Source organism: Sphingobacterium sp. InxBP1 (genome assembly GCF_026191775.1).
GTDB classification, from domain to species: Bacteria; Bacteroidota; Bacteroidia; order Sphingobacteriales; family Sphingobacteriaceae; genus Sphingobacterium; species Sphingobacterium thalpophilum.
Window position 1 is genome coordinate 18,760 of sequence record NZ_JAINDX010000036.1, and the last position, 20,039, is coordinate 38,798.

Genomic DNA, 20,039 nt, shown 5'->3' on the forward strand with positions numbered 1-20,039 from the left:
ACAAAATTTGTTTTTTTCTTTGTCAAGGTTCTCAATATTTAACCCACTTCGGGATTAAAAGAAATCATTTAGTTCTTCATTCACTTAAACCGGGTAACTAGCTTAAGTGTATAATCAGAATAAAGCTCAAAAAAGAAAATCCAAAAAAACATACACAACACATTAATGGATATTAACGAATTAAACGCTAAACTCGTATCAGAATTGCGCGAGATTGCTAAGTTGATCGGTATCGCAGATGCTGATAAATTGCGTAAGCAGGAATTAATAGAAAGAATTAGCAATACGGGTGGGGAAGAAGAAGCAGCTCCAGCTTCTGTCGAAAAGGTTGCTAAAGCAAATGAAGAAAATCCAGAACAAGCTGAACGGACGACGCGAAAGCGAGTAAGGACCGTAAAAACAGCGGAGCCCGTCACTGTACGGAAGCGCGAAGTTGCTGAAAATCCTGAAAATAGCGCTGCCGAGACGGTTTCTGCGGCAGATAAAGGTCCCCAACCTGATAAAACACCGCAAACTCCCAAAGCTGAAACTACTCCTCCTAGTACAGATTTCGATAATGTTATTGTTAATGAAGGTGTTCTTGAAATCATGCCCGATGGATATGGTTTCTTACGTTCTTCAGACTACAACTATCTGACATCGCCTGATGATATCTATGTATCTCAGTCGCAGATTAAACTGTTTGGCTTAAAAACCGGAGATACTGTCCGTGGTTGTATCCGTCCACCAAAGGAAGGCGAAAAATATTTTCCATTGGTAAGGGTGGAGGCTATCAATGGTCAGAATCCAGCTGAGGTACGTGATCGTGTGCCGTTTGATTATTTAACACCATTGTTCCCTGACGAGCGTCTAAATCTGGATATGGGGATGGGAAATTATTCTACGCGTATCATGGATCTGTTTACGCCAATTGGAAAGGGACAACGTGGCCTTATCGTTGCTCAGCCTAAAACGGGTAAAACCAACTTGTTGAAGGAAGTAGCAAACGCGATTGCCAAGAACCATCCTGAGGTGTATCTGATTATCTTATTGATCGACGAACGTCCGGAAGAGGTGACCGATATGGCAAGAAGTGTACGGGCAGAGGTGGTATCATCTACCTTTGATGAACCTGCAGACCGTCATGTGAAGATTGCTAATATCGTTCTGGAAAAGGCGAAACGTATGGTCGAATGCGGTCACGATGTGGTTATTCTTCTGGATTCCATTACCCGTCTGGCACGGGCTTATAATACAGTGGCACCTGCTTCTGGTAAGATATTGTCGGGAGGTGTGGATGCCAATGCTCTTCACAAGCCCAAACGTTTCTTCGGTGCTGCGCGGAACATTGAAAACGGTGGTTCGTTGACTATTTTGGCTACCGCATTGACCGATACAGGTTCTAAAATGGATGAGGTAATCTTTGAAGAGTTTAAAGGTACAGGTAATATGGAGCTGCAGCTTGACCGTAAGCTGGCGAACAAACGTATCTTCCCTGCGATTGACATTACTGCATCCAGCACACGCCGGGACGACCTGTTGACAGACAAAGATACGCTACAGCGCATCTGGGTACTTCGCAACCATTTGTCGGATATGAACTCGACAGAGGCCATGGAATTTTTACAGGCACAACTGCGTGGTACTAAATCAAATGAAGAATTTTTGATTAGTATGAATGGTTAATCCCATTAAATTTTGATATTTTAGCCATCATTTCAATGGAAATGATGGCTTTTTTTTGAAAGGTTATTGAGATCCGTATTTCAAAAAAATGATTATATAATTACATGTCGATGAAAAAACATATTCCGAATCTATTAACCTGCCTTAATCTTTTCAGTGGCTGTGTTGCTGTATTGATGGCATTGCGGGGCGATATCACAGCAGTTACGATCTGTGTGCTCGCTTCGGGAATATTTGATTTTTTTGATGGCATGGTCGCCCGGCTGCTTCATGTGAAATCTTCCATTGGTAAAGAGCTGGATTCTTTAGCGGACATGGTGAGTTTTGGTTTTCTACCCGGAACACTGATGTTTATGCTGTTGCAAAAAGCGTTCGCCGATGGTTCCTTTGTTCCTTATGTGGGCTATATAGTTACGGTGTTCTCCGCGCTGAGACTGGCCAAGTTCAATTTGGATGAACGGCAAACTTCGGATTTTATTGGGTTGAATACGCCCATGAATACATTTTATGTGCTCTCGCTGCCGTATATTTCAGGCAAGTATCCGGAGCTGGTGCTGAATCCTGTTTTTTTGATTGGAAGTGTTCTATTAACCAGCTATTTGTTGGTCAGCGAGATCCGGTTATTCTCGATGAAGTTTAGTTCGATGGACTGGAAGACAAATAAATTTAGGTTTATATTTCTGTTCTTAACGTTGATTCTGTTTTTGATCGGCCGGTTTATGGCACTGCCACTCATTCTCGTGCTCTATTTTATCTTATCGGCGCTGCACTTCCATAAAAAAAACGATCTGGTTTAGATCGTTTTTTCATATTGCTCAAGTTCGAAGATCAATTCTTTCATTTCAATATCCAGCACCTCGAAAGCAGCCCGGAGTCCCTCAAGGGATTCACCATTTTTTGCGGCGGTCTCGAGCGTTTCAAATTTAGCTTTAAGATGGAAAGCACCGATGTAATCCATAGTCGGTTTGATATGATGAGCGGCGTCCGCTATGTTCTGGAGGTCGCCGGCCGCTATGGCATTGCGCAAATGGTCCAGATCCACGGGCGTCTGAATAAGGTACATGGATACAAACTGTTTGATTAAAGCTTGATCGTCAAACATGTTTTGACTGATCAAGTCCGTGTCAATATGGTTCATCGCTGCTAATTTTCGTTACGGGTAAGCTGTCTTTACAAATATTCAATAAATATACACTATTTTTTTTGTAAACGGGGTGTAGGTGCTCCGGAGCGACCTCGGCGAGGGGGATTAAGGTGAACTTTCGTTCGCCAATGTGGGGGTGGGGGATCTTGAGATCAGGAAGATCGATGATCTCATCATTGAAATAGAGTAAATCGATATCGATTGCTCTTTCTCCCCATTTTTTGATCCGCACTCGTCCCAGCTGCTGTTCGATCTGTTGCGTTTGTTTCAGGCACTCGGAAGGTGATAGACGGGAGTGCAGCACGATGACCTGGTTGAGAAAAGCCGGCTGGTCCTCTACACCCCAGGCGGCTGTTTCATAGACCGAAGAGGTCTTTATAATTTTCCCGACCTGCGATCCGAGATATTGCTTTGCCAAGGACAGCTGTGCAAAGCGATCGCCTAAGTTGGTCCCCAGTAATATAAAAATCTCATTCATGTCGCTAAATTAAGTTTTTTAAAAACTAAAATACTGGGGGAATAAAAAATATTGCATTACCTTTAGTGTACAATAAATCACTTCTTTGATAGTGTATGGAAATAGAATTTAATTAGAGAATATGAGATCATTTTTTAAGTATGTGTTAGCTACGATTACAGGGATTTTGGTGTCCTTTGTGATACTGTTTATTGTCTTTATGGGGATCATCGGTGCGATTATAAGTTCAGCATCGTCGGATCAGGAAGTGGTTGTTAAAAGTAATTCGGTGCTCTTTCTATCCTTTGACTACGAAATTACCGAGCGTAGTGAAGCCAATCCGCTGGGCAGCCTGAATCTCCCGGGATACACGACCAAGAGTATTGGGTTGGATGATATTCTGGAAAGGATCAGATATGCGGCCACCGATGGAAATATCAAAGGTATTTATATCGATGCCGGCAGTATTGGGACTGGCTTTGCGAGCCTAAAGGAGATTCGGGACGAATTGCAGACTTTTAAGAAAACAGGGAAGTTTGTCGTTGCTTATAATGCCGGCTATAATCAAAAGGCCTATTATGTGGCCAGTATAGCTGACAAGGTATACGTAAATCCGCAGGGGACTGTCGATTTCAGAGGGCTGGCGAGTTCGACAATGTTCTATAAGGATCTACTGGATAAGGTAGGTGTCGAGATGCAGATCGTAAAAGTCGGGACATTTAAAAGTGCTGTAGAACCTTTTTTTCTGAATCAGATGAGCGATCCAAACCGTCTTCAGGTCAGCTCTTATCTGGGTAGTATATACGACACCTTTATCAATGAAATTTCGGCAAGCAGAAAAATAGCAGCAGACTCATTGAGGGCCATAGCTGATGGCTATCTTGTCCGAAATGCGGATGACGCAGTACGTTATAAACTAGCAGATGCGAAGCTATATAAAGATGAGCTGCTTTCGGATCTGAGAAAACGTCTACATATGGGAGAGAAAGAGGAAATACCTTTTGTATCCTTGCTCGATTATAACAAGAAAATAAAGAGTGATGTCAGCAGCTCTGAGATTGCTGTCCTTTATGCTACAGGAGAGATTGTGGACGGGGAGGGGAAAGGGCCGGGTGAGATCGGCGGTGATAAACTGTCGCGTGAACTACGCGCCTTACGGGAAGACGATGCGGTGAAGGCCGTTGTGCTCCGGATTAACTCACCGGGAGGATCCGCACTGGCATCTGATATCATTTGGCGGGAAGTGGTGCTGACCAAGAAAGTAAAACCAGTGATCGTCTCGATGGGCGATGTGGCTGCTTCGGGCGGCTATTATATTGCTGCGGCAGCAGATTCTATATTTGCGGAGCCCACGACCATAACCGGTTCGATCGGAGTATTTGGTGTAATACCCAACTTCCAGAATCTGATGAACAATAAGATTGGCGTGCATTACGATGGTGTAAAGACCGCTAAATTTGCGGACCTGATGACGACCTTTGACCGTCCGCTGACTGCTGAAGAAAGGGATATCATCCAAAAGGAAGTTGACAAGGTCTATACAACTTTTACCGGCGTCGTTGCGGGTGGACGTAAGCTGTCTGTAGCCGCGGTGGATAGTATTGGTCAGGGACGTGTGTGGACAGGTATGCAAGGGGTCAACAATAAGCTGGTGGACCGTCTCGGTAATGTGGAAACGGCCATACGCGCAGCAGCTAAGAAAGCAAACTTGAGCAAATACAAGGTCGCACAATACCCCGAAAAGGAGGATCCGTTTACATCGATTCTAAACAATTCGAAGGAGAAGGTCCAGGCTTGGGTAGCAAGAGAACAGATGGGTGAATACTACCGGTATTTTGATGTGATCAAAAAGGCGACAGCGCAGAGTGGGGTTCAGGCTAGGCTACCGTATACAGTGGAGATCTATTGATGTAAGTTACGGAACCATTAAAAAACAAATTATTCTAACGAAAACAAATGCTTTTTTTTATATTTAGGCGTTTGTTTTGGCAAACGACAATCCAAAACCATTAAAGTTACATAATGAAAACAGTAGACGATTTAAATTTTGCAGGTAAAAAAGCCTTGGTGCGTGTTGATTTCAACGTTCCTTTGGATGAGAATTTCAATATTACAGATGACAACCGTATACAGGGGGCTGCTCCGACCATAAAGAAGATATTGAAGGATGGTGGAAGTGTGATCCTGATGTCGCATTTAGGAAGACCAAAAGATGGTCCTACTGATAAATATTCATTGAAACATATTGTTTCGCATCTTTCAGATGTACTGGGTACCGTCGTACAGTTTGCCAACGATTGCATCGGAACCGAAGCGCAGGAAAAAGCTGCCGCGTTGCAAGCTGGGCAAGTGCTATTGTTAGAGAATCTGCGTTTCTATAAAGAGGAGGAAAAGGGAGATGTGGGTTTTGCTGAAAAGCTGTCCGCATTGGGCGATGTTTATGTCAATGATGCTTTCGGTACAGCGCACCGCGCCCATGCATCAACGGCTATAATTGCACAATTTTTTCCGGGTGCTAAGTATAGCGGATACCTGATGGCAGCCGAGGTAGGCAATGCCGAGAAGGTGCTCAATAATCCGGTCAGGCCGTTTACCGCTATTATGGGCGGCGCCAAGGTTTCCGATAAAATTCAGCTGATTGAAGCTTTGTTGGATAAAGTCGATAATTTGTTGATCGGTGGGGGTATGGCCTATACATTCGTCAAAGCAAGAGGCGGTGAAATCGGTCAGTCGCTGGTCGAAATAGATAAGCTTGACCTGGCAAATGAACTGGTGCAAAAGGCAAAAGAAAAGGGCGTTAATCTTGTGATTCCTACAGATGCGCAAATCGCAGATGCTTTTTCGAACGATGCCAATGTATATGACGGGCCTAATGATCAAATTCCGGCGGATCTTCAAGGACTGGATATCGGCAAGGACTCTGCGGCTAACTTCGCTGCGATTATCAAGGATTCGAAAACTATTCTCTGGAACGGACCTATGGGCGTGTTCGAATTTGACACTTTTGCCAAAGGGACGAAAGCAGTTGCTGACGCGGTGGTTGAAGCAACAAAAGACGGCGCATTTTCGTTGATCGGAGGAGGAGATTCTGCTGCAGCTGTAAGCAAGTTCGGGATGAGCGATGATGTGAGTTATGTCAGTACCGGCGGAGGAGCACTTTTAGAGTATATGGAAGGTAAAGTGCTGCCCGGAGTGAAGGCACTTGAAGACTAGTGTGAATATAAATTCAGAAAAAGGGGATAATACAATATTATCCCCTTTTTTGATTATGAATGGTGTGGCTGAGATGCCGTTCGGTTTGGCCGGACTTACTTTACATTAAATGATTGCCCCAGGGGCCCGGATCGGCGTGTCGTTCCCTTATCGTTTTTTTTGATCGTGTCGGGATAAATGGGAGAGGAAGACACTGTAACAGTTACTTTATCACAATGTCAGATGTAAATCAATTATCTGTTAAATATCGCAGCCGTACTGGTATTTTTTGCCGCATTTGTTAAATTTATCCGACATGATATAATATAGGTGTTTATTGATGGATGCTAATAAGAAAAAAGAAAAGGTGAGTTCGGGTTTTTTTTCGGTTTTGACCTATAACGTAGCGGGTTTACCGGGATTTATATCTTCTGCAATCACGGGTAGAAGCAGGAGCATTGCAGAAATCGGTAAAAAGATAAATCCCTTCGATATTGTCAATGTACAGGAAGATTTTAATTACAATAATAGTTTATACTGGGGAGGGAATCAACATCCCTATCGCACCAAAACAAAGGGGCGTGTTCCTTTCGGAGACGGGCTAAATACATTGTCACGTTTTCCGATGTCGGCAGTGATCCGGGTTCCGTGGCGGAAACGTACAGGTGCCGACTTTCTGACGCCTAAAGGCTTTACTTTGGTGAAAGTGGAAATTGTGGACGATGTGTGGATCGATGTCTATAATGTGCACGCAAACGCCCAGAACAACCGGAGAGCGGCTAGTGCCAGGAGGGACAATCTCAACCAGCTGCGTGATTATATTGCCGCTCATTCTCGTGAACATGCGTTGATTGTGATGGGGGATTTTAACGCGCACTATAGTTTTAGCGATGACAATCTACATGATTTTATGGAATCGACGGCACTAGTGGACAGCTGGGTCGAATTGCAGAATGGCGGGCTGGTTCCGGAAGCTAACCATGCGTTCAGACCACCGCATATGCTCTCTATCGGCAATCAGTGTGAGTCAATAGATAAAATCCTTTATCGCAGCAGTGGCGATCTGAGTCTGGCAGCCCGGGACTATAATATCGAAAATAATCTATTTACAAATTCCAAAGGACTGCCTCTGTCTGATCATTACGCCCTGGCTGCCAATTTTAATTGGGCAATTCACCTCTAATATGTATAATTGAGACTTACCGTAGGTATCACGCGCTGAGTTGCAGTATTGTCGTTGATATAGGTTCCCTTTACCACAAATTCAAAATCAGGTAAGGGGTATCGGAAGGCGTTGAAATCAAACGACAAGTAAGCTCCAAAGCTTTTTGGTGCAATTTCTTGGTGTTTGTGAATGTTTTGGTAGTCTGCAAACAAGCCTCCTTTTACACGTTTTATGTAAGCTATTGAACCTAGCGCCAAGTCGGGATAAACCATCGGAAACCTGTAGTTTACCAATAAGGTATTTTTCACTTTTTCGTATTTATAATAACTAAATCCGCTCACCAGCGGGATGTCGTTGATGTATTCATAGATTCCAGTTCCTGCTTGTGCACTGAGCCGGATCTGAAAACCATGATTTCGCATTAACCCAGGTAGGTAAAATACTGTTCGCGCAGACAGAATTTCGCCTTTAGCTTTGTTTTCAAAGGGTGTGTGTCTGTAAGTAATGCTCAAATTCTGTCCCCATCGCGGATATAGGTCCATCGTTGCCATTCGGGCGTTGCGGTTGAAATAAAGCTGATAGGTCAATGGAAATGCGGTCTCGTCGTTGAAGTTTTTAAGATCGTTGCGGCTCAGGTTATAACGTCTTAAGTAAGCCGTTGCGAAGTTGAAGCCTGTCGAATAATTGTAGTCGAAACGATAAAAAGAAAGCGGAATGGACAGCTGACTGGAAATATAGTGTTCGCGCCAGTCAAAGCGGACGCTGCTGTCGGGCTTTCCGGGGACACTTGCCGCTGCGATCTGGCCCCGGTTTTCATACCGTAGCGATAGTTTGGGGAAATATCTGTTGTAATTGAGCTCGGCCGAATAAATGCCCTTTCGGATATCGGTGTCGTATTCATAGCCAAGTGCTATCTGTGTCGTGTTTAAGATGTTGTTGGAAAGCCAGAAAACTCCAGGTTTGAAGTTGTCAAAGCTTTCAAAATTGCTGCTGCTGAGGGAGAGGCTATGAAAGTTGAATGTCCTTGCCAGTCCATGGTATGGAACAATGGTATAACCGGAGGAGGAATCCGGCCGTGCCAGGGTCAGGGACGGAAGACTGTCTTTGCGCAACACGTTGCTGTAGTAATGTGAAAAATAATCGGTTTCGGGCTGTATGTTATATATACTGTCGATGCTCGTTCGGCTGATTTTGTATCCATTATATTGGTAATTGTTGAACAGCAGCTCTTTAGTTTCACGGCTATAAAAAGGGTTGAAAGCTCCGAACTGTGCCTTGGTCAGCAAATGCCTCTTCCCCGAGTGCCGATCGATCAGGTAAATATTATCAATACCGTTGAAGTTGGCTTTTGCGATGATATCCATACCCGAAAGGTATTGTGGTCGCTCGTACTGCTGGTTTCCCCAAGGGGTGAGGTTGGTGATCCTCTCAAGTTTGAGATCTATTTCACATAAAGCGGTTCCATTTTCTGATAGACGGATAGCGACGATCTTATCGCCTGAGGGGTTAAAAGCGGGATGCTGCAGCTGCTCACCGTCTGCAAGTCTGATCCGTTTCGCGATCGAGCCATTTTCGAGGCTTATAAGCGTCAGATAGCTGTCGTTGAATAAATCTACTTCAACACAGGCAATCAAAGCTTCTACGGGGCTAAAAACCGGCGAATAATATCGTGAATGTTTGGTGAGGGTTCTAATCTTGCCGGTTTTTAGGTTCATGAGGTTGATGACGTTGTAGCTCCTTTTACTATAGCGGGGATCTCTTCGCAGTTCATCCCATACAACATAGTCTCTGCTAATATCAAAATGCGGTGTTAATTGAATCCCTGTTTTTACCAACTCAGATTCTTCCTTTGTGCGATCGTCGTAGGTGTATATGGCATTGGTTTTTTCTGGATTTTGTTTTATAAAATAAAGTATGCCGGACAGCGATTTTGGTAATAGATGATGGTTGTAAAAGCGATGTTTTCCCGGAGCTATTTCCGTGTAATTCTGGAAGCTGTACGCGCCCGTTTTTCTCGTCCAGATCGAGTCTAATTTTGCAATTGTTTTTCTATATAAATATGCACTGTTTCCACCTATTTTTTTCTTTAAAACCCGATTGATGTTATAAGGAAAAAGTGGTTTTCTGTTCAGCTCAGAAAACAGATCCGCTTCGTAGTCCTGTGGTAATTCGGACTTCAATGTGGTAGTCATCAAATAGCCGATTGTGTAATAGCTTGGCACGATGTCTTTAAAAGATCCCAGTAGATATTTGTCAAAACTATACTGTCGGTCCGATTGAAAGTTTGCTTTTATAGGCATTTCGAAGGAGGGTAGCCGCCCTCTTCCACCAGCGGAGAAAACGGTCTCGGACAGTGTGGCGTCGCCTTCGAAATACCAAGAAGGGACGGTCAGGCCATAATAGGCAAGCGCTAACTGTTCAAAAAAAGGAGCTCCTAATTTTCCTGTCAATTTGTCAAATTGACTGACGTGTCTGGATTCGTGAAGGATCAGATTTGGTAGCCAGGTCTGGTTATCCGGATCGGCACCGGCGGTGCTATACAATTCAGATTTACGGGGAGAAAGCTGAACAAAGCCATTGGTCTGTAGATTCGTGTTGTGTATAATAAAAGGGATTTTTCGTGGTGTGATTTTATAATTTCGACTGGTTATATGAAGCGAATTGCGGACGTAATCTGCTAGGGTAGGGGCCTTGCTTTTCATTTCCTCAGGGAATATTAGCCGGAAATTAAGTGTATCAATTTTATACCATTTTTGGCTGGCAGGTGCTTGGCTGTCTTCAAAAAACTGTGCGGAACATTTTTGTGAATATATGATTAATGTAAATATCGTTAAATACTTGAAAATTATATTTTTATCGTTCATTATATTGGTTAATATGATGGTTTGCTAATTTATTTAGTTTTAATTTCGTTTTTTATATGAATTTTAAGTTTTATTTTTTGTTTATAATGTTTTGATCCTTATTATTTTATATAATTCGTAATTTGTGTCTATTTGTCGTATATTTTAGCCGGTTGAGGCCTTAGAAGCTGGCTTGCCAGGTTCTTTGCATGCCGTCTGAGAGAACCGGAAAGTATGTGACGAATATACTTAAATATTCAAGCATAGCGTACGGGATATGAAAAATATTTGCGTGTTGGAAACAGAGAGGGAGATGCTAGGACGGGGCCGGAATTTTTAGGAAGCTGATGTTTTTAAGTTGTGCTTTCGCACTGGTCGGATCCGGCGCCAGCTGTTGGGTCAGCATCAATATCCGGGCATGCGAAAAAGCGTTTGTCATGCGCAGCAGTTTGCTTCGTCTGCTTTTTGTGAGGGCTGACTGAAGTAGTTTGTGTAGTGACAAAATGTCTGGTTTCAGAACGCTCCGCGAAGTGATCTTACATGGCCGCTACAGAAATACGGGAACTAAAAGCTGCTTTTTTGTTATTTATTTTTTTATTCAAATTTTACTTTAAAAAAGCGATTTTTGTACCATATAATTTTTTGTACAGATGTAGGATTTTAAATCAGCAGGAAGATATGGAAGAACTGGAAATGCAGGTAAGTCGTGTAGAGCAATTAATAGCGAGTGGTGATTTTGTTGGCCTTGAGAATTTTCTAAATGAGATGAATATTTCTGAGGTGGAAGAATTAATTGACGAGCTGCCGGAGCATGGTCCTCTTTTTATCGAATCTTTAAATTTAAACCGCGCGGTAAACGTATTTAGGATCCTGGATTTTCCTACTCAAAACCGAATTTTCAAGAAGCTTTCCAAGGCCAAAATCAGTGCGCTGATTAATGAACTTCCGCCTGATGACCGCACCTCATTTTTCTCCGAAATGAAGGATGATATCAAACATCTGATACTGCTGTTACCACCAAAAGACCGGGTTGAAGCACTAGCACTTTTGGGCTACCCTGAAGACAGCGTTGGACGTCTGATGACGCCGGATTATATTACGGTGAAGGAGCATTGGAATATAGAAAGAATTCTGGGTCATATCCGTCGATATGGAAAAGATTCAGAAACGATAGACGTGCTGTATGTCATTGATTCGAACGGTAAGTTGATTGATGATATCCGCATCAAGGATGTGCTCATGGCCGAGCCTGAAACAGTGGTCAGTGATCTGATCGACTATCGTCTGATATCGCTGAATGCTTATGATCCGCAGGAGGAAGCTATCAATATTTTCCGGATGAACAATCGTGTTGCTTTACCTGTGGTGGATGCGCAAGGTATCATGTTGGGTATTGTTACGGTAGATGATATTCTCTGGGTCGCCAATGAGGAGTATACCGAAGACATGCAACGCATCGGCGGTACGGAAGCTTTGGATGAGCCTTATCTGGATGTATCCATAAAAAATCTGGTCAAGAAGAGAGCTGGATGGCTGATTGTGTTATTTTTGGGGCAGCTGCTGACCGCGACAGTAATCGAGCATTTTGAGGAGCAGATGGCAAGCGCCATCATGTTATTTGCGTTGATGCCGGTGATTATTTCCAGTGGCGGGAATAGTGGTTCACAGGCTTCGACACTGATTATACAGGCTATGGCGCTTGGCGAGGTGACGCTGTCTGACTGGTGGCGGGTAATGCGCCGGGAGATTCTGTCGGGTTTACTGCTGGGGGTCATTTTGGGTGCGCTTGGGTTTTTGCGGATCATGGCCTGGCAGTCTTTTGCCCACAGTTATGGGGAGTACTGGGTGCTGGTGGCTCTGGTGATTTCTTTATCTTTGGTTGGCGTAGTATTGTGGGGCTCGTTGATGGGATCGATGTTGCCATTTGTAATGAAGCGACTGGGGGCAGATCCTGCGAGTTCATCCGCGCCATTTGTGTCCACCTTAGTGGATGTGACTGGGCTCTTAATTTATTTTACGGTGGCTACATTAATCTTGAAAGACGTATTGCTTTAAATGTACGTTGTTAAATAATCGGTCCGTATTTCTTTGCAAGAAGCAGGTTTTTATCTATGATAGAAACGTTTTTATGCCCCTATGGTCCCCTTATCTGATTTTTTGAGAAATTGGGTATAAAGAAAATAAATTATTCTAATTGGATTTTAGGAAGTTGTAAAAAATGTACGCAAAAAATTTGTAGTATTCTAATAATCTTCCGATACTTGCATCACGGAAACGCGAATGGGTTTCCGAAAGAATTGAAAAAATACTCCTGAATAGCTCAGCAGGTTAGAGCATCTGACTGTTAATCAGAGGGTCGCTGGTTCGAGCCCAGCTTCAGGAGCGATAAGCAAATAAATTATTTGCAAGTAATATCAAAATGTACTATTTTTGTACACTCGAAGAGAAAGGAGTTTCTCTGAAAATAAAAATTCCTGAATAGCTCAGCAGGTTAGAGCATCTGACTGTTAATCAGAGGGTCGCTGGTTCGAGCCCAGCTTCAGGAGCAAAATAGAAACCGGCTTTAGGCCGGTTTTTTTGTTTACATGCTTTATTAAAAAACTATGAGTTTAGTAATTATTGGTACGGTGGCTTTTGATACAATAGAAACACCGTTCGGTAAAACTGACAAAATTCTAGGTGGTGCCGGTACTTTTGCAAGTCTGGCGGCGTCATATTTATGTGATCAGATTAAGCTGGTCAGCGTGGTGGGGGAGGATTTCGGTGACCATCATATGGATTTGATCAAACGCCGGGGTATCGATGTTTCGGGCGTGCAGATCATCCCAGGGGGGCGCACCTTTTCGTGGTCTGGCCGTTATCATAACGATATGAATAGCCGCGATACACTGGCCACAGATTTAAATGTCCTTGCGGATTTTGATCCACTGATTCCTGATAGTTATCAGGACTGTGAGTATCTCCTGTTGGGTAATCTCACTCCACAGGTGCAACTGACGACCTTATCGCGATTAAAACAGACGCCCAAACTGGTCGTACTAGATACTATGAATTACTGGATGAATGTGGCCTTAGATGATCTGAAGAACGTGCTGCAAAAAGTTGATGTCCTCACGATCAACGATGCGGAGGCAAGACAGCTTTCGGGTGAGTACTCACTGGTCAAAGCTGCTCAGGTTATTTTGAATATGGGACCCAACTATCTGATTATAAAAAAAGGAGAGCATGGAGCCTTGCTGTTTGGTGAAAATCAGGTATTTTCCGCGCCTGCCTTACCGCTTGCGGATGTGTTTGATCCCACTGGAGCAGGGGATACGTTTGCGGGAGGTTTTATTGGCTATTTGGCCAAGGTCAAAAGCATTAATTTTACCAATATGAAAAATGCACTGATCTTCGGTTCTGCACTTGCCTCTTTTTGTGTCGAAAAATTTGGTACAGACCGGCTGGTGGAACTGACAGATGAGGATATACAGAAGCGGCTAAATGCTTTTGTAGCTCTTTCCCAATTTAACTTGTAATGAAGTTTAGGTTTTCAAGATTCCGATACACTGGAATCTTGAAAACACGCTTTCCGTATGTGGAGCTTCCTGTAGCTCTGCCGTTAAATCCTGTCCTGCCCAATGCTCATAATGCATGCCTTTTTGCCACAACCTGCTTTCGCTTACATCGTAGATAAAGCCTTTGTAGGCTATCCAGATCTGTGGTTTATCCTGTCCGTTCCGCAGGGCGAGCTGTGCTTTGCTATATTCTGGTAATCCTTCTTTCATCATGACGATCGATAAGAAGGCGAAGTTAGAAAAATTAGGCCACTTTATAAGCAGACAAAGATCGTTTCATCAACTTCCGGGCGACGTGTATCCGCGTCTTTACAGTGCCAATAGGAATATTCAGGTGCTCGGAGATTTCATGATATTTAAATCCCTCAAAATAAAGAGAGAAGGGGATGTAGTATTCATCTGACAGGCTGGATAAAGCTTCATGAATATCCTCCATGACGAATTTGCTTTCGCCCTGATTGCTAGAGGCAGACATTAGCAAATTAGAATTGGAGATGTCTTCGTCTTTGGTGATGAATGAGTTTGTCTTTACGATCCGCCTATAGTTATTTATAAACGTGTTTTTCATGATCGTGTAAAGCCATCCTTTTAGGTTGGTACCTTCCTTGAAATTTTTGAAATAGGTAACGGCCTTGAGGATGGTATCCTGTACAAGATCGTTTGCATCCTCATAATCGCTGGTAAAATTTCTGGCGTAGAGTTTTAATGAGTCCGATTGCTCAATAACCATGTTGTCAAATTCATTCTTTGTCATAGCTTAATGAATTATAACTGTTCTTTTTAGCAAACAGTAAGTTTATAAATCCGGTTCATTAATTATCGGACAAATAATGCGCCAAAATACCTAAGAATGAATTTCTTAATGTAATTTTAAGATTATTTTAAGCGGGGAAAATTGACAGAAAAATTAATCTTAAGTAAATTAAATTAGCCCGAATCGGGCCTTGGACCAGCTTGGGGCTGTTTTGCAGTTTCTGTTAAGCATTTTTACAGCTATAAACTAAAGCTGAGATTCTTTACAATAAATTAACCTCTCGCTCGAGACCGATCCCAAATTTATCTTGCACATCATGGATGATCCGTTCAGAAAGTTCGTAAATCTCCTGACCGCTTGCATGTTGTCTGTTTATTAGTACAAGCGCCTGATTTTTCCAGACACCGGCTCGGCCATAGGCCTTGCCTTTCCATCCACACTGCTCGATTAACCAACCAGCTGCCAGTTTTGTTTGGTTATCGGGCATGGGATAATGCGGGATGGTCGGGTACAGCTTTTGTAAAGTCTGGAAATCCGTAAGCGAAATCACCGGATTTTTAAAGAAGCTTCCGGCATTGCCGACTGTACTGGGATCCGGTAGTTTCTCCACGCGAATTTTGGAAACGACCCTTGCGATGTCAGCTATTGAAGGCTCATTGATACGTTGCTTGGCTAGCTCGCTTTCGATGGCACCGTAACTGGTATTGATTTTAGGCGTCAGGCTCAGTTTATAGGTAACTTCTGTAATAATAAAGCGTCCTTTGTGTTCGGTTTTAAAAATGCTGTCGCGGTAGGAGAAGTTGCAGTCTTCCTTCTGAAATGTCGTAAATGTTCCAGTTTGCGTATCAAAAGCCTCACAACTATGAAACACGTACATAAGTTCAGCTCCGTAAGCGCCTATATTCTGCACGGGCGAGGCACCCACCGTGCCGGGTATAAGAGCCATATTTTCGATGCCCGCATAGTTGTTGTTTATGCAGTACCATACAAACTCGTCCCAGATCTCACCGGCTTTGGCCGTCACATACACATGGTCATCTTCTGATCTGGCGGTTATGCCTTTGCTCGTCATGCGAATGATATAGCCTTGGAAATGTTTGGTAAACAGTACGTTGCTACCGGCTCCCAAGACGAAAAACTGCTGTTCAAAAATTCCTTTTTTAAAAATTTCGGTCAATGTTTCATTGTCATTTACTTCGATCAGGAAATTTGTCTTTTCTTCTATTCCAAATGTATTGAAGGCTTTTAGAGATATATCCGACTGAATGTTTAATTCCATATTGACTTTAATTTTCAGAAATTCAAAAAAATCAGCTATCTTTAGCATGATAATCGGTAAAGATAGTACAAACCGTTTATTTTATGCTAAAAAAATATATGTTTAATGGGTAATGCGGATGTAAAAAGAATCAAAATTCTTGAAGCAGCAACAAGACGCTTTGCGCACTTCGGAATGGCTAAGACAACGATGTCGGAAATAGCCAAAGATCTTAATTTTTCAAAAGCACTGCTTTATTATTATTTTCCAGATAAGAACAGTTTATACTCTGCTGTTTTTGAATACGTTATTGATAAGATGATCGAAGAGATCGAAGAGGTCATAGATCGAGGGGGCAACTTTGAAGAGATCATGATGTACTCTATTGATATGCGTGTCAAAATTATCAATCAATATTACAATTTGTTTGAATACACCATGAAAATGGTCAAGGAGCTTCCGGATGAACTGGAACGAGTATTCAAAGAATCCTACCTGCGGGAAGTTGAAATTATCGAAAAGATTCTTCAGCTTGGTGTCGATGCACAGGAAATCCATGTAGATGATCTCAATGAGACCGCCCGTATCTTATTATACTCATTGTTTGGTATGCGTATGGGCATCCTCAAGGACATGAAGAATATGCTGTTCCCGACCAAAGAAGAATTCGATCATATTCTCAGTTTGCAGAAGAAAATGATGAAAATCTTCCTGAATGGCCTACGTTATCAGCGAGGTTAATTATCCTTAGACTGTATATGGTTCAAGATCTGCTTAGCATGGATTCGGGAGTTTTCGATAAACCAGAGGTGTGTATTTAAGCCGCCACATACTACTCCTGCCAGATATAAACCTGTTATATTTGTCTCCATCGTTTGTTCGTTATGGCTGGGGATGCAAGGGGCCTGCTGGGGGATAGCAACACCAATCTTTCTTAGAAAATCAAAATTTGGGCGATATCCAGTTAAGGCCAGCACAAAATCGTTGTCCAGCACGACTGTTTCGGTTTCAGTCCGGATAAAAGCTTGAGTTTCGGTAACTGCAGTCAGCTGGCTATTGTAGAAGACGGTGATCTCTCCGGCGGCAATTCTATTTTCGATATCCGGTCTGACCCAGTATTTCACCCGTGGGCTGATTTCGTTACCCCGGATTACCAGGGTAACCTGAGCTCCCTTACGGTAAGTTTCCAGTGCTGCGTCAATGGACGAATTGCTGGCGCCTACCACGATAACCTTTTGTCCGCTATAATAGTGCGGGTCATTGTAATAATGTCTCACTTTGGGTAACTCTTCGCCGGGGATATTAAGCAACATGGGGATATCATAAAAACCGGTCGCGATAATAACCTTTTTGGCAACGTAAACAGCTTTATTGCTCTGAACCTGGAAATCGCCTGCCTCATTTTTTTTGATATCGAGTACTTCCTCGAATAGTTGTGTCTGCAGTTCGAATTTTTGTTGTATGCGTCTATAATATTCCAGAGCTTCGACCCTTCGTGGTTTGGGATTGGTTGTTACAAACGGAATGCCACCTATTTCCAGACGTTCGGAGGAGGAGAAAAAGGTCATATTTTGGGGGTAGTTGTACAGAGAGTTGACCAGGCAGCCTTTTTCCAGTATAAGATATGTTAGATTGGCCTGTTTGGCTTCCAGTGCACAGGCCAGACCGATGGGGCCGCCGCCAACAATAATAATGTCGTAGCTTGATGCTTTACTTTCGCTCATAAATACAAATTTCGGGAATTTTGAGAATAAATCAACTGTTTACTTTCGCTAATATGGCAGCTTGTTCTGCGGCATTCTTATCGTGTAGATCCTGAACGATCTTATGCAGGTCCTGTGCAATTTTGTATAAAAAATCCAATTGTTCACCCAGGAGCTTTGCATCTACAGAATGGATATCAGTATCTTCAAAGCGATCGTTGGGAATGTCGATATCCATCGGCTCAAATGAACCCGAGGAATCTTCGGAATAGAGCAATTGAATGGACTGATCGAGGCTGGCCAATATTTTTCGTATCATCCTTACATGTTCTTTGTTGAGGTAATTGTTGTCCATCTGGTCCAGGTGGTTCATCAGTGTAACCGAAAACGAGGCGAGGATGTGGTTGAAGATAACGAATTTATTGACTTCCTTGCTGTACTTTTGTCGTTTTTTGGGTTCAGTTAGCATGCGTTGGAATGTGGACCCCATATTGGCGGTCTCCACATAAACAGCTTTGCGAGCTAGCTTATAATCAGTAATTGACGGAGCCTGTCCGGCGATTTCTTTCAGCGCCTGAAAGATGTAATTGTAATTTGCGATCAACAATTTACGCATAGATTCCTTGACCTGCATGCTCTCCCAATTGGGGAAAATGATATAGCTCGAGAGGAACGCGATCATCCCACCAATAAAAGTGTCCAGAATACGTTCCTTGGTTACTTCGAGTGTATTGGAGCTCACGAAGCTGAGCATGATCAGTACATAAGGCGTCATGAACAGAACCGCGACGACATAATTGACCCTAAATAAGCTGTAAGCTGTCAGAAAAAAGAAGACCAGCAGGACAAATAAGATGGTGGGATCCTGTATAGTCAGCAGGATGACTGCTCCGATGAGCCCGCCGATAGTCGTACCAATCAGACGTTGTATGTTTCTTTCTTTGGTGAGGCCAAATCCGGGTTTCAGGATCACCATGATCGTCAGCAAGATCCAATAGACGTTGCTGGTGATGTTGGTGACCTCAAATACATAATACGAAAGTGACATGACGATGGCCATACGGCAAGCATGCCTAAAGATAGTCGACTTCAGCGTGAGGTTTTCGCGAAACTTTTTGAAGTCAATGGCAGAGCTTTGCACAAAGCGTTTGGCGTCGTCAATTTCTTTTCTTTTGACCTCGTCTGGCTGTAGATGTGAATAGCCATATATATTTTTTATCCGGCGGACCAGATCCCGAAGATTGATCAGCACTTTTCGTAAAGCAAAGGTGCTGTACTGATAGTCTTTGTCGAGCTGGTCGATTTTTGCATGCAGACGGCTTAGATCTGCGTCGAAATCGTATAGTGGTCTAGGCTGTACATTGGTGTTGAGCTGGTAGGCCAGATTGTCCAGTTCATTGGTATATTTTAATATAACGTTTTTGAAATCCTCTAAAATGCCTGTGGGCCCGAAGCGTTCACTGATGGTATTGTAGTCGTAATGTGCCGCCATACTCTGCTCGAAGAGGTCGACAATATCGTTGAAGATCAGCGTCAGATAGCGGCCGACCTTAGTGGTGTCTTTGATGGATCTTTTGCTCTGAAACAGCAGATCGCGTACATTCTCCTGGTGCTGATTGACCTCTACCTGTTTATCAATCAGTTTGAGGTAATTTTTATCATTGTCTATTTTGGCATCGTAGAAATTGGCTTTCAGCCGGATATAGTCTGCGACATAACGGATGGTTTCGGCGAGTTCTTGTTCGGCCAGCCTGTACGGACGTGCTTGGGTGATGGATAGGCTGATCGTGATATACCACAGTCCGCCAAGGACGTAAAAGCCGAGGTAGCTGAGTGCATCTGCCAAGGGATAATGGATCTGTACATGGATGAGCATCATTAGTATGCACATGAGCCCCACATTAGCTGCCCGTCCATTGAATACTGCGAACATGGCAAAGATAAAACAGGCCAGGCCAATAAAAATAGCAAGGAGATAAACATTCTGATTGACTATATTGGTCAAAATAAAAGTCAGCGTAGTCAGCAGCGCTCCCGCAAACATACCTTTACGTCTATGGCTAGGTGCTCCCGGAGTATCCGAAAGGCCGACCAGGAGTGCTCCCAACGAAACAATCGTTCCATTGGTAAACTGGCCGATCGTTGCAAAGATAAGGACAGGCACAATGCATCCAATCGTGATTCGCAAGCCATCCGCAAAATACTGACTGTAAAAAAAACTTTTTATTTCCTGTGTCTGTTTCATAATGTATAGCACAAATATACAAGATAACACTATATTAGCCTGTGATTTCTGTATTT

General features: G+C 43.1%; 17 protein-coding genes and 2 tRNA genes. 10 read left to right on the top strand and 9 right to left on the bottom strand.

The window, feature by feature from the left end:
• Window positions 1-165: 165 nt before the first annotated feature.
• Entirely contained in the window at window positions 166-1,665 is a 1,500-nt protein-coding gene (gene rho / locus K7A41_RS01255; RefSeq protein ID WP_028069172.1) for a transcription termination factor Rho, read from the top strand.
• A gap of 110 nt (window positions 1,666-1,775) precedes the next feature.
• Entirely contained in the window at window positions 1,776-2,462 is a 687-nt protein-coding gene (locus tag K7A41_RS01260) for a CDP-alcohol phosphatidyltransferase family protein (protein ID WP_265712256.1), read from the top strand.
• Here the strand turns inward: K7A41_RS01260 and K7A41_RS01265 are convergent.
• Together K7A41_RS01265 and folK are read right to left on the bottom strand one after the other, a co-directional pair.
• A complete protein-coding gene (locus K7A41_RS01265; RefSeq protein WP_265712257.1) occupies window positions 2,459-2,803 on the bottom strand; it encodes an Hpt domain-containing protein in 345 nt (114 codons plus the stop codon). The genes K7A41_RS01260 and K7A41_RS01265 overlap by 4 nt on opposite strands.
• The gene (folK, locus tag K7A41_RS01270) at window positions 2,790-3,287 is read right to left on the bottom strand and encodes a 2-amino-4-hydroxy-6-hydroxymethyldihydropteridine diphosphokinase (protein WP_265712258.1); all 498 of its coding nucleotides are present in this window, start codon (window positions 3,285-3,287) and stop codon (window positions 2,790-2,792) included. The genes K7A41_RS01265 and folK overlap by 14 nt, the downstream gene beginning before the upstream one ends.
• Before the next feature lie 121 nt (window positions 3,288-3,408).
• Between folK and sppA the strand changes: the two genes are divergently transcribed.
• The 3 genes from sppA to K7A41_RS01285 all read left to right on the top strand — a co-directional run bounded on the left by sppA (window position 3,409) and on the right by K7A41_RS01285 (window position 7,641).
• Window positions 3,409-5,175: a signal peptide peptidase SppA gene (sppA, locus tag K7A41_RS01275; protein ID WP_265712259.1), complete on the top strand. Its 1,767-nt coding sequence runs from the start codon at window positions 3,409-3,411 to the stop codon at window positions 5,173-5,175.
• Window positions 5,176-5,288: 113 nt separating this feature from the next.
• On the top strand, window positions 5,289-6,479 hold the full coding sequence (locus K7A41_RS01280; protein ID WP_265712260.1) for a phosphoglycerate kinase: 1,191 nt from the start codon (window positions 5,289-5,291) through the stop codon (window positions 6,477-6,479).
• A gap of 319 nt (window positions 6,480-6,798) precedes the next feature.
• Window positions 6,799-7,641: an endonuclease/exonuclease/phosphatase family protein gene (locus K7A41_RS01285; protein WP_051606621.1), complete on the top strand. Its 843-nt coding sequence runs from the start codon at window positions 6,799-6,801 to the stop codon at window positions 7,639-7,641.
• Here K7A41_RS01285 and K7A41_RS01290 read toward each other — a convergent pair.
• Complete coding sequence (locus K7A41_RS01290; RefSeq protein ID WP_265712261.1) at window positions 7,638-10,325, bottom strand: TolB family protein; 2,688 nt, start codon at window positions 10,323-10,325, stop codon at window positions 7,638-7,640. The two genes, K7A41_RS01285 and K7A41_RS01290, sit on opposite strands and share 4 nt — an antisense overlap.
• 457 nt (window positions 10,326-10,782) lie before the next feature.
• The gene (locus tag K7A41_RS01295; protein ID WP_265712262.1) at window positions 10,783-10,905 is read right to left on the bottom strand and encodes a hypothetical protein; all 123 of its coding nucleotides are present in this window, start codon (window positions 10,903-10,905) and stop codon (window positions 10,783-10,785) included.
• A 239-nt stretch (window positions 10,906-11,144) separates the two neighbouring features.
• Between K7A41_RS01295 and mgtE the strand changes: the two genes are divergently transcribed.
• From mgtE to K7A41_RS01315, 4 genes are all read left to right on the top strand, one after another.
• Complete coding sequence (gene mgtE / locus K7A41_RS01300) at window positions 11,145-12,521, top strand: magnesium transporter (protein ID WP_265712263.1); 1,377 nt, start codon at window positions 11,145-11,147, stop codon at window positions 12,519-12,521.
• A gap of 254 nt (window positions 12,522-12,775) precedes the next feature.
• Window positions 12,776-12,849: transfer RNA gene (locus tag K7A41_RS01305), tRNA-Asn, on the top strand.
• Window positions 12,850-12,938: 89 nt separating this feature from the next.
• Window positions 12,939-13,012: transfer RNA gene (locus K7A41_RS01310), tRNA-Asn, on the top strand.
• Window positions 13,013-13,069: 57 nt separating this feature from the next.
• Window positions 13,070-13,984: a PfkB family carbohydrate kinase gene (locus tag K7A41_RS01315; RefSeq protein ID WP_265712264.1), complete on the top strand. Its 915-nt coding sequence runs from the start codon at window positions 13,070-13,072 to the stop codon at window positions 13,982-13,984.
• Window positions 13,985-13,990: 6 nt separating this feature from the next.
• Here the strand turns inward: K7A41_RS01315 and K7A41_RS01320 are convergent, their stop codons facing one another.
• From K7A41_RS01320 to murB, 3 genes are all read right to left on the bottom strand, one after another.
• Window positions 13,991-14,233, bottom strand: a complete 243-nt coding sequence (locus tag K7A41_RS01320) for a cytochrome b5 domain-containing protein (protein WP_416221938.1) — start codon at window positions 14,231-14,233, stop codon at window positions 13,991-13,993.
• Window positions 14,234-14,267: 34 nt separating this feature from the next.
• Entirely contained in the window at window positions 14,268-14,777 is a 510-nt protein-coding gene (locus K7A41_RS01325; RefSeq protein WP_028069162.1) for an RNA polymerase sigma factor, read from the bottom strand.
• Between the two features lie 262 nt (window positions 14,778-15,039).
• Window positions 15,040-16,056, bottom strand: coding sequence for a UDP-N-acetylmuramate dehydrogenase (gene murB / locus K7A41_RS01330; protein WP_265712266.1), 1,017 nt, complete (start codon window positions 16,054-16,056; stop codon window positions 15,040-15,042).
• 105 nt (window positions 16,057-16,161) lie between these two features.
• Between murB and K7A41_RS01335 the strand changes: the two genes are divergently transcribed.
• Window positions 16,162-16,776 carry a TetR/AcrR family transcriptional regulator gene (locus K7A41_RS01335; protein ID WP_028069160.1) on the top strand — a complete coding sequence of 205 codons (615 nt, stop codon included), beginning with the start codon at window positions 16,162-16,164 and terminating at the stop codon, window positions 16,774-16,776.
• Here K7A41_RS01335 and K7A41_RS01340 read toward each other — a convergent pair.
• Window positions 16,773-17,759: a YpdA family putative bacillithiol disulfide reductase gene (locus K7A41_RS01340; protein ID WP_265712267.1), complete on the bottom strand. Its 987-nt coding sequence runs from the start codon at window positions 17,757-17,759 to the stop codon at window positions 16,773-16,775. The genes K7A41_RS01335 and K7A41_RS01340 overlap by 4 nt on opposite strands.
• Window positions 17,760-17,790: 31 nt before the next feature.
• Entirely contained in the window at window positions 17,791-19,983 is a 2,193-nt protein-coding gene (locus tag K7A41_RS01345; RefSeq protein ID WP_232048712.1) for an FUSC family protein, read from the bottom strand.
• Window positions 19,984-20,039 lie beyond the last annotated feature (56 nt).

Excerpts from the sequence above, each read along its gene's own strand:
- rho (WP_028069172.1), top strand. The coding sequence starts at position 166 with ATGGATATTAACGAATTAAACGCTAAACTCGTATCAGAATTGCGCGAG.
- K7A41_RS01260 (WP_265712256.1), top strand. The coding sequence starts at position 1,776 with ATGAAAAAACATATTCCGAATCTATTAACCTGCCTTAATCTTTTCAGT.
- K7A41_RS01265 (WP_265712257.1), bottom strand. The coding sequence starts at position 2,803 with ATGAACCATATTGACACGGACTTGATCAGTCAAAACATGTTTGACGAT.
- folK (WP_265712258.1), bottom strand. The coding sequence starts at position 3,287 with ATGAATGAGATTTTTATATTACTGGGGACCAACTTAGGCGATCGCTTT.
- sppA (WP_265712259.1), top strand. The coding sequence starts at position 3,409 with ATGAGATCATTTTTTAAGTATGTGTTAGCTACGATTACAGGGATTTTG.
- K7A41_RS01280 (WP_265712260.1), top strand. The coding sequence starts at position 5,289 with ATGAAAACAGTAGACGATTTAAATTTTGCAGGTAAAAAAGCCTTGGTG.
- K7A41_RS01285 (WP_051606621.1), top strand. The coding sequence starts at position 6,799 with ATGGATGCTAATAAGAAAAAAGAAAAGGTGAGTTCGGGTTTTTTTTCG.
- K7A41_RS01290 (WP_265712261.1), bottom strand. The coding sequence starts at position 10,325 with ATGAAAAGCAAGGCCCCTACCCTAGCAGATTACGTCCGCAATTCGCTT.
- K7A41_RS01295 (WP_265712262.1), bottom strand. The coding sequence starts at position 10,905 with ATGACAAACGCTTTTTCGCATGCCCGGATATTGATGCTGACCCAACAG.
- mgtE (WP_265712263.1), top strand. The coding sequence starts at position 11,145 with ATGGAAGAACTGGAAATGCAGGTAAGTCGTGTAGAGCAATTAATAGCG.
- K7A41_RS01315 (WP_265712264.1), top strand. The coding sequence starts at position 13,070 with ATGAGTTTAGTAATTATTGGTACGGTGGCTTTTGATACAATAGAAACA.
- K7A41_RS01320 (WP_416221938.1), bottom strand. The coding sequence starts at position 14,233 with ATGAAAGAAGGATTACCAGAATATAGCAAAGCACAGCTCGCCCTGCGG.
- K7A41_RS01325 (WP_028069162.1), bottom strand. The coding sequence starts at position 14,777 with ATGACAAAGAATGAATTTGACAACATGGTTATTGAGCAATCGGACTCA.
- murB (WP_265712266.1), bottom strand. The coding sequence starts at position 16,056 with ATGGAATTAAACATTCAGTCGGATATATCTCTAAAAGCCTTCAATACA.
- K7A41_RS01335 (WP_028069160.1), top strand. The coding sequence starts at position 16,162 with ATGGGTAATGCGGATGTAAAAAGAATCAAAATTCTTGAAGCAGCAACA.
- K7A41_RS01340 (WP_265712267.1), bottom strand. The coding sequence starts at position 17,759 with ATGAGCGAAAGTAAAGCATCAAGCTACGACATTATTATTGTTGGCGGC.
- K7A41_RS01345 (WP_232048712.1), bottom strand. The coding sequence starts at position 19,983 with ATGAAACAGACACAGGAAATAAAAAGTTTTTTTTACAGTCAGTATTTT.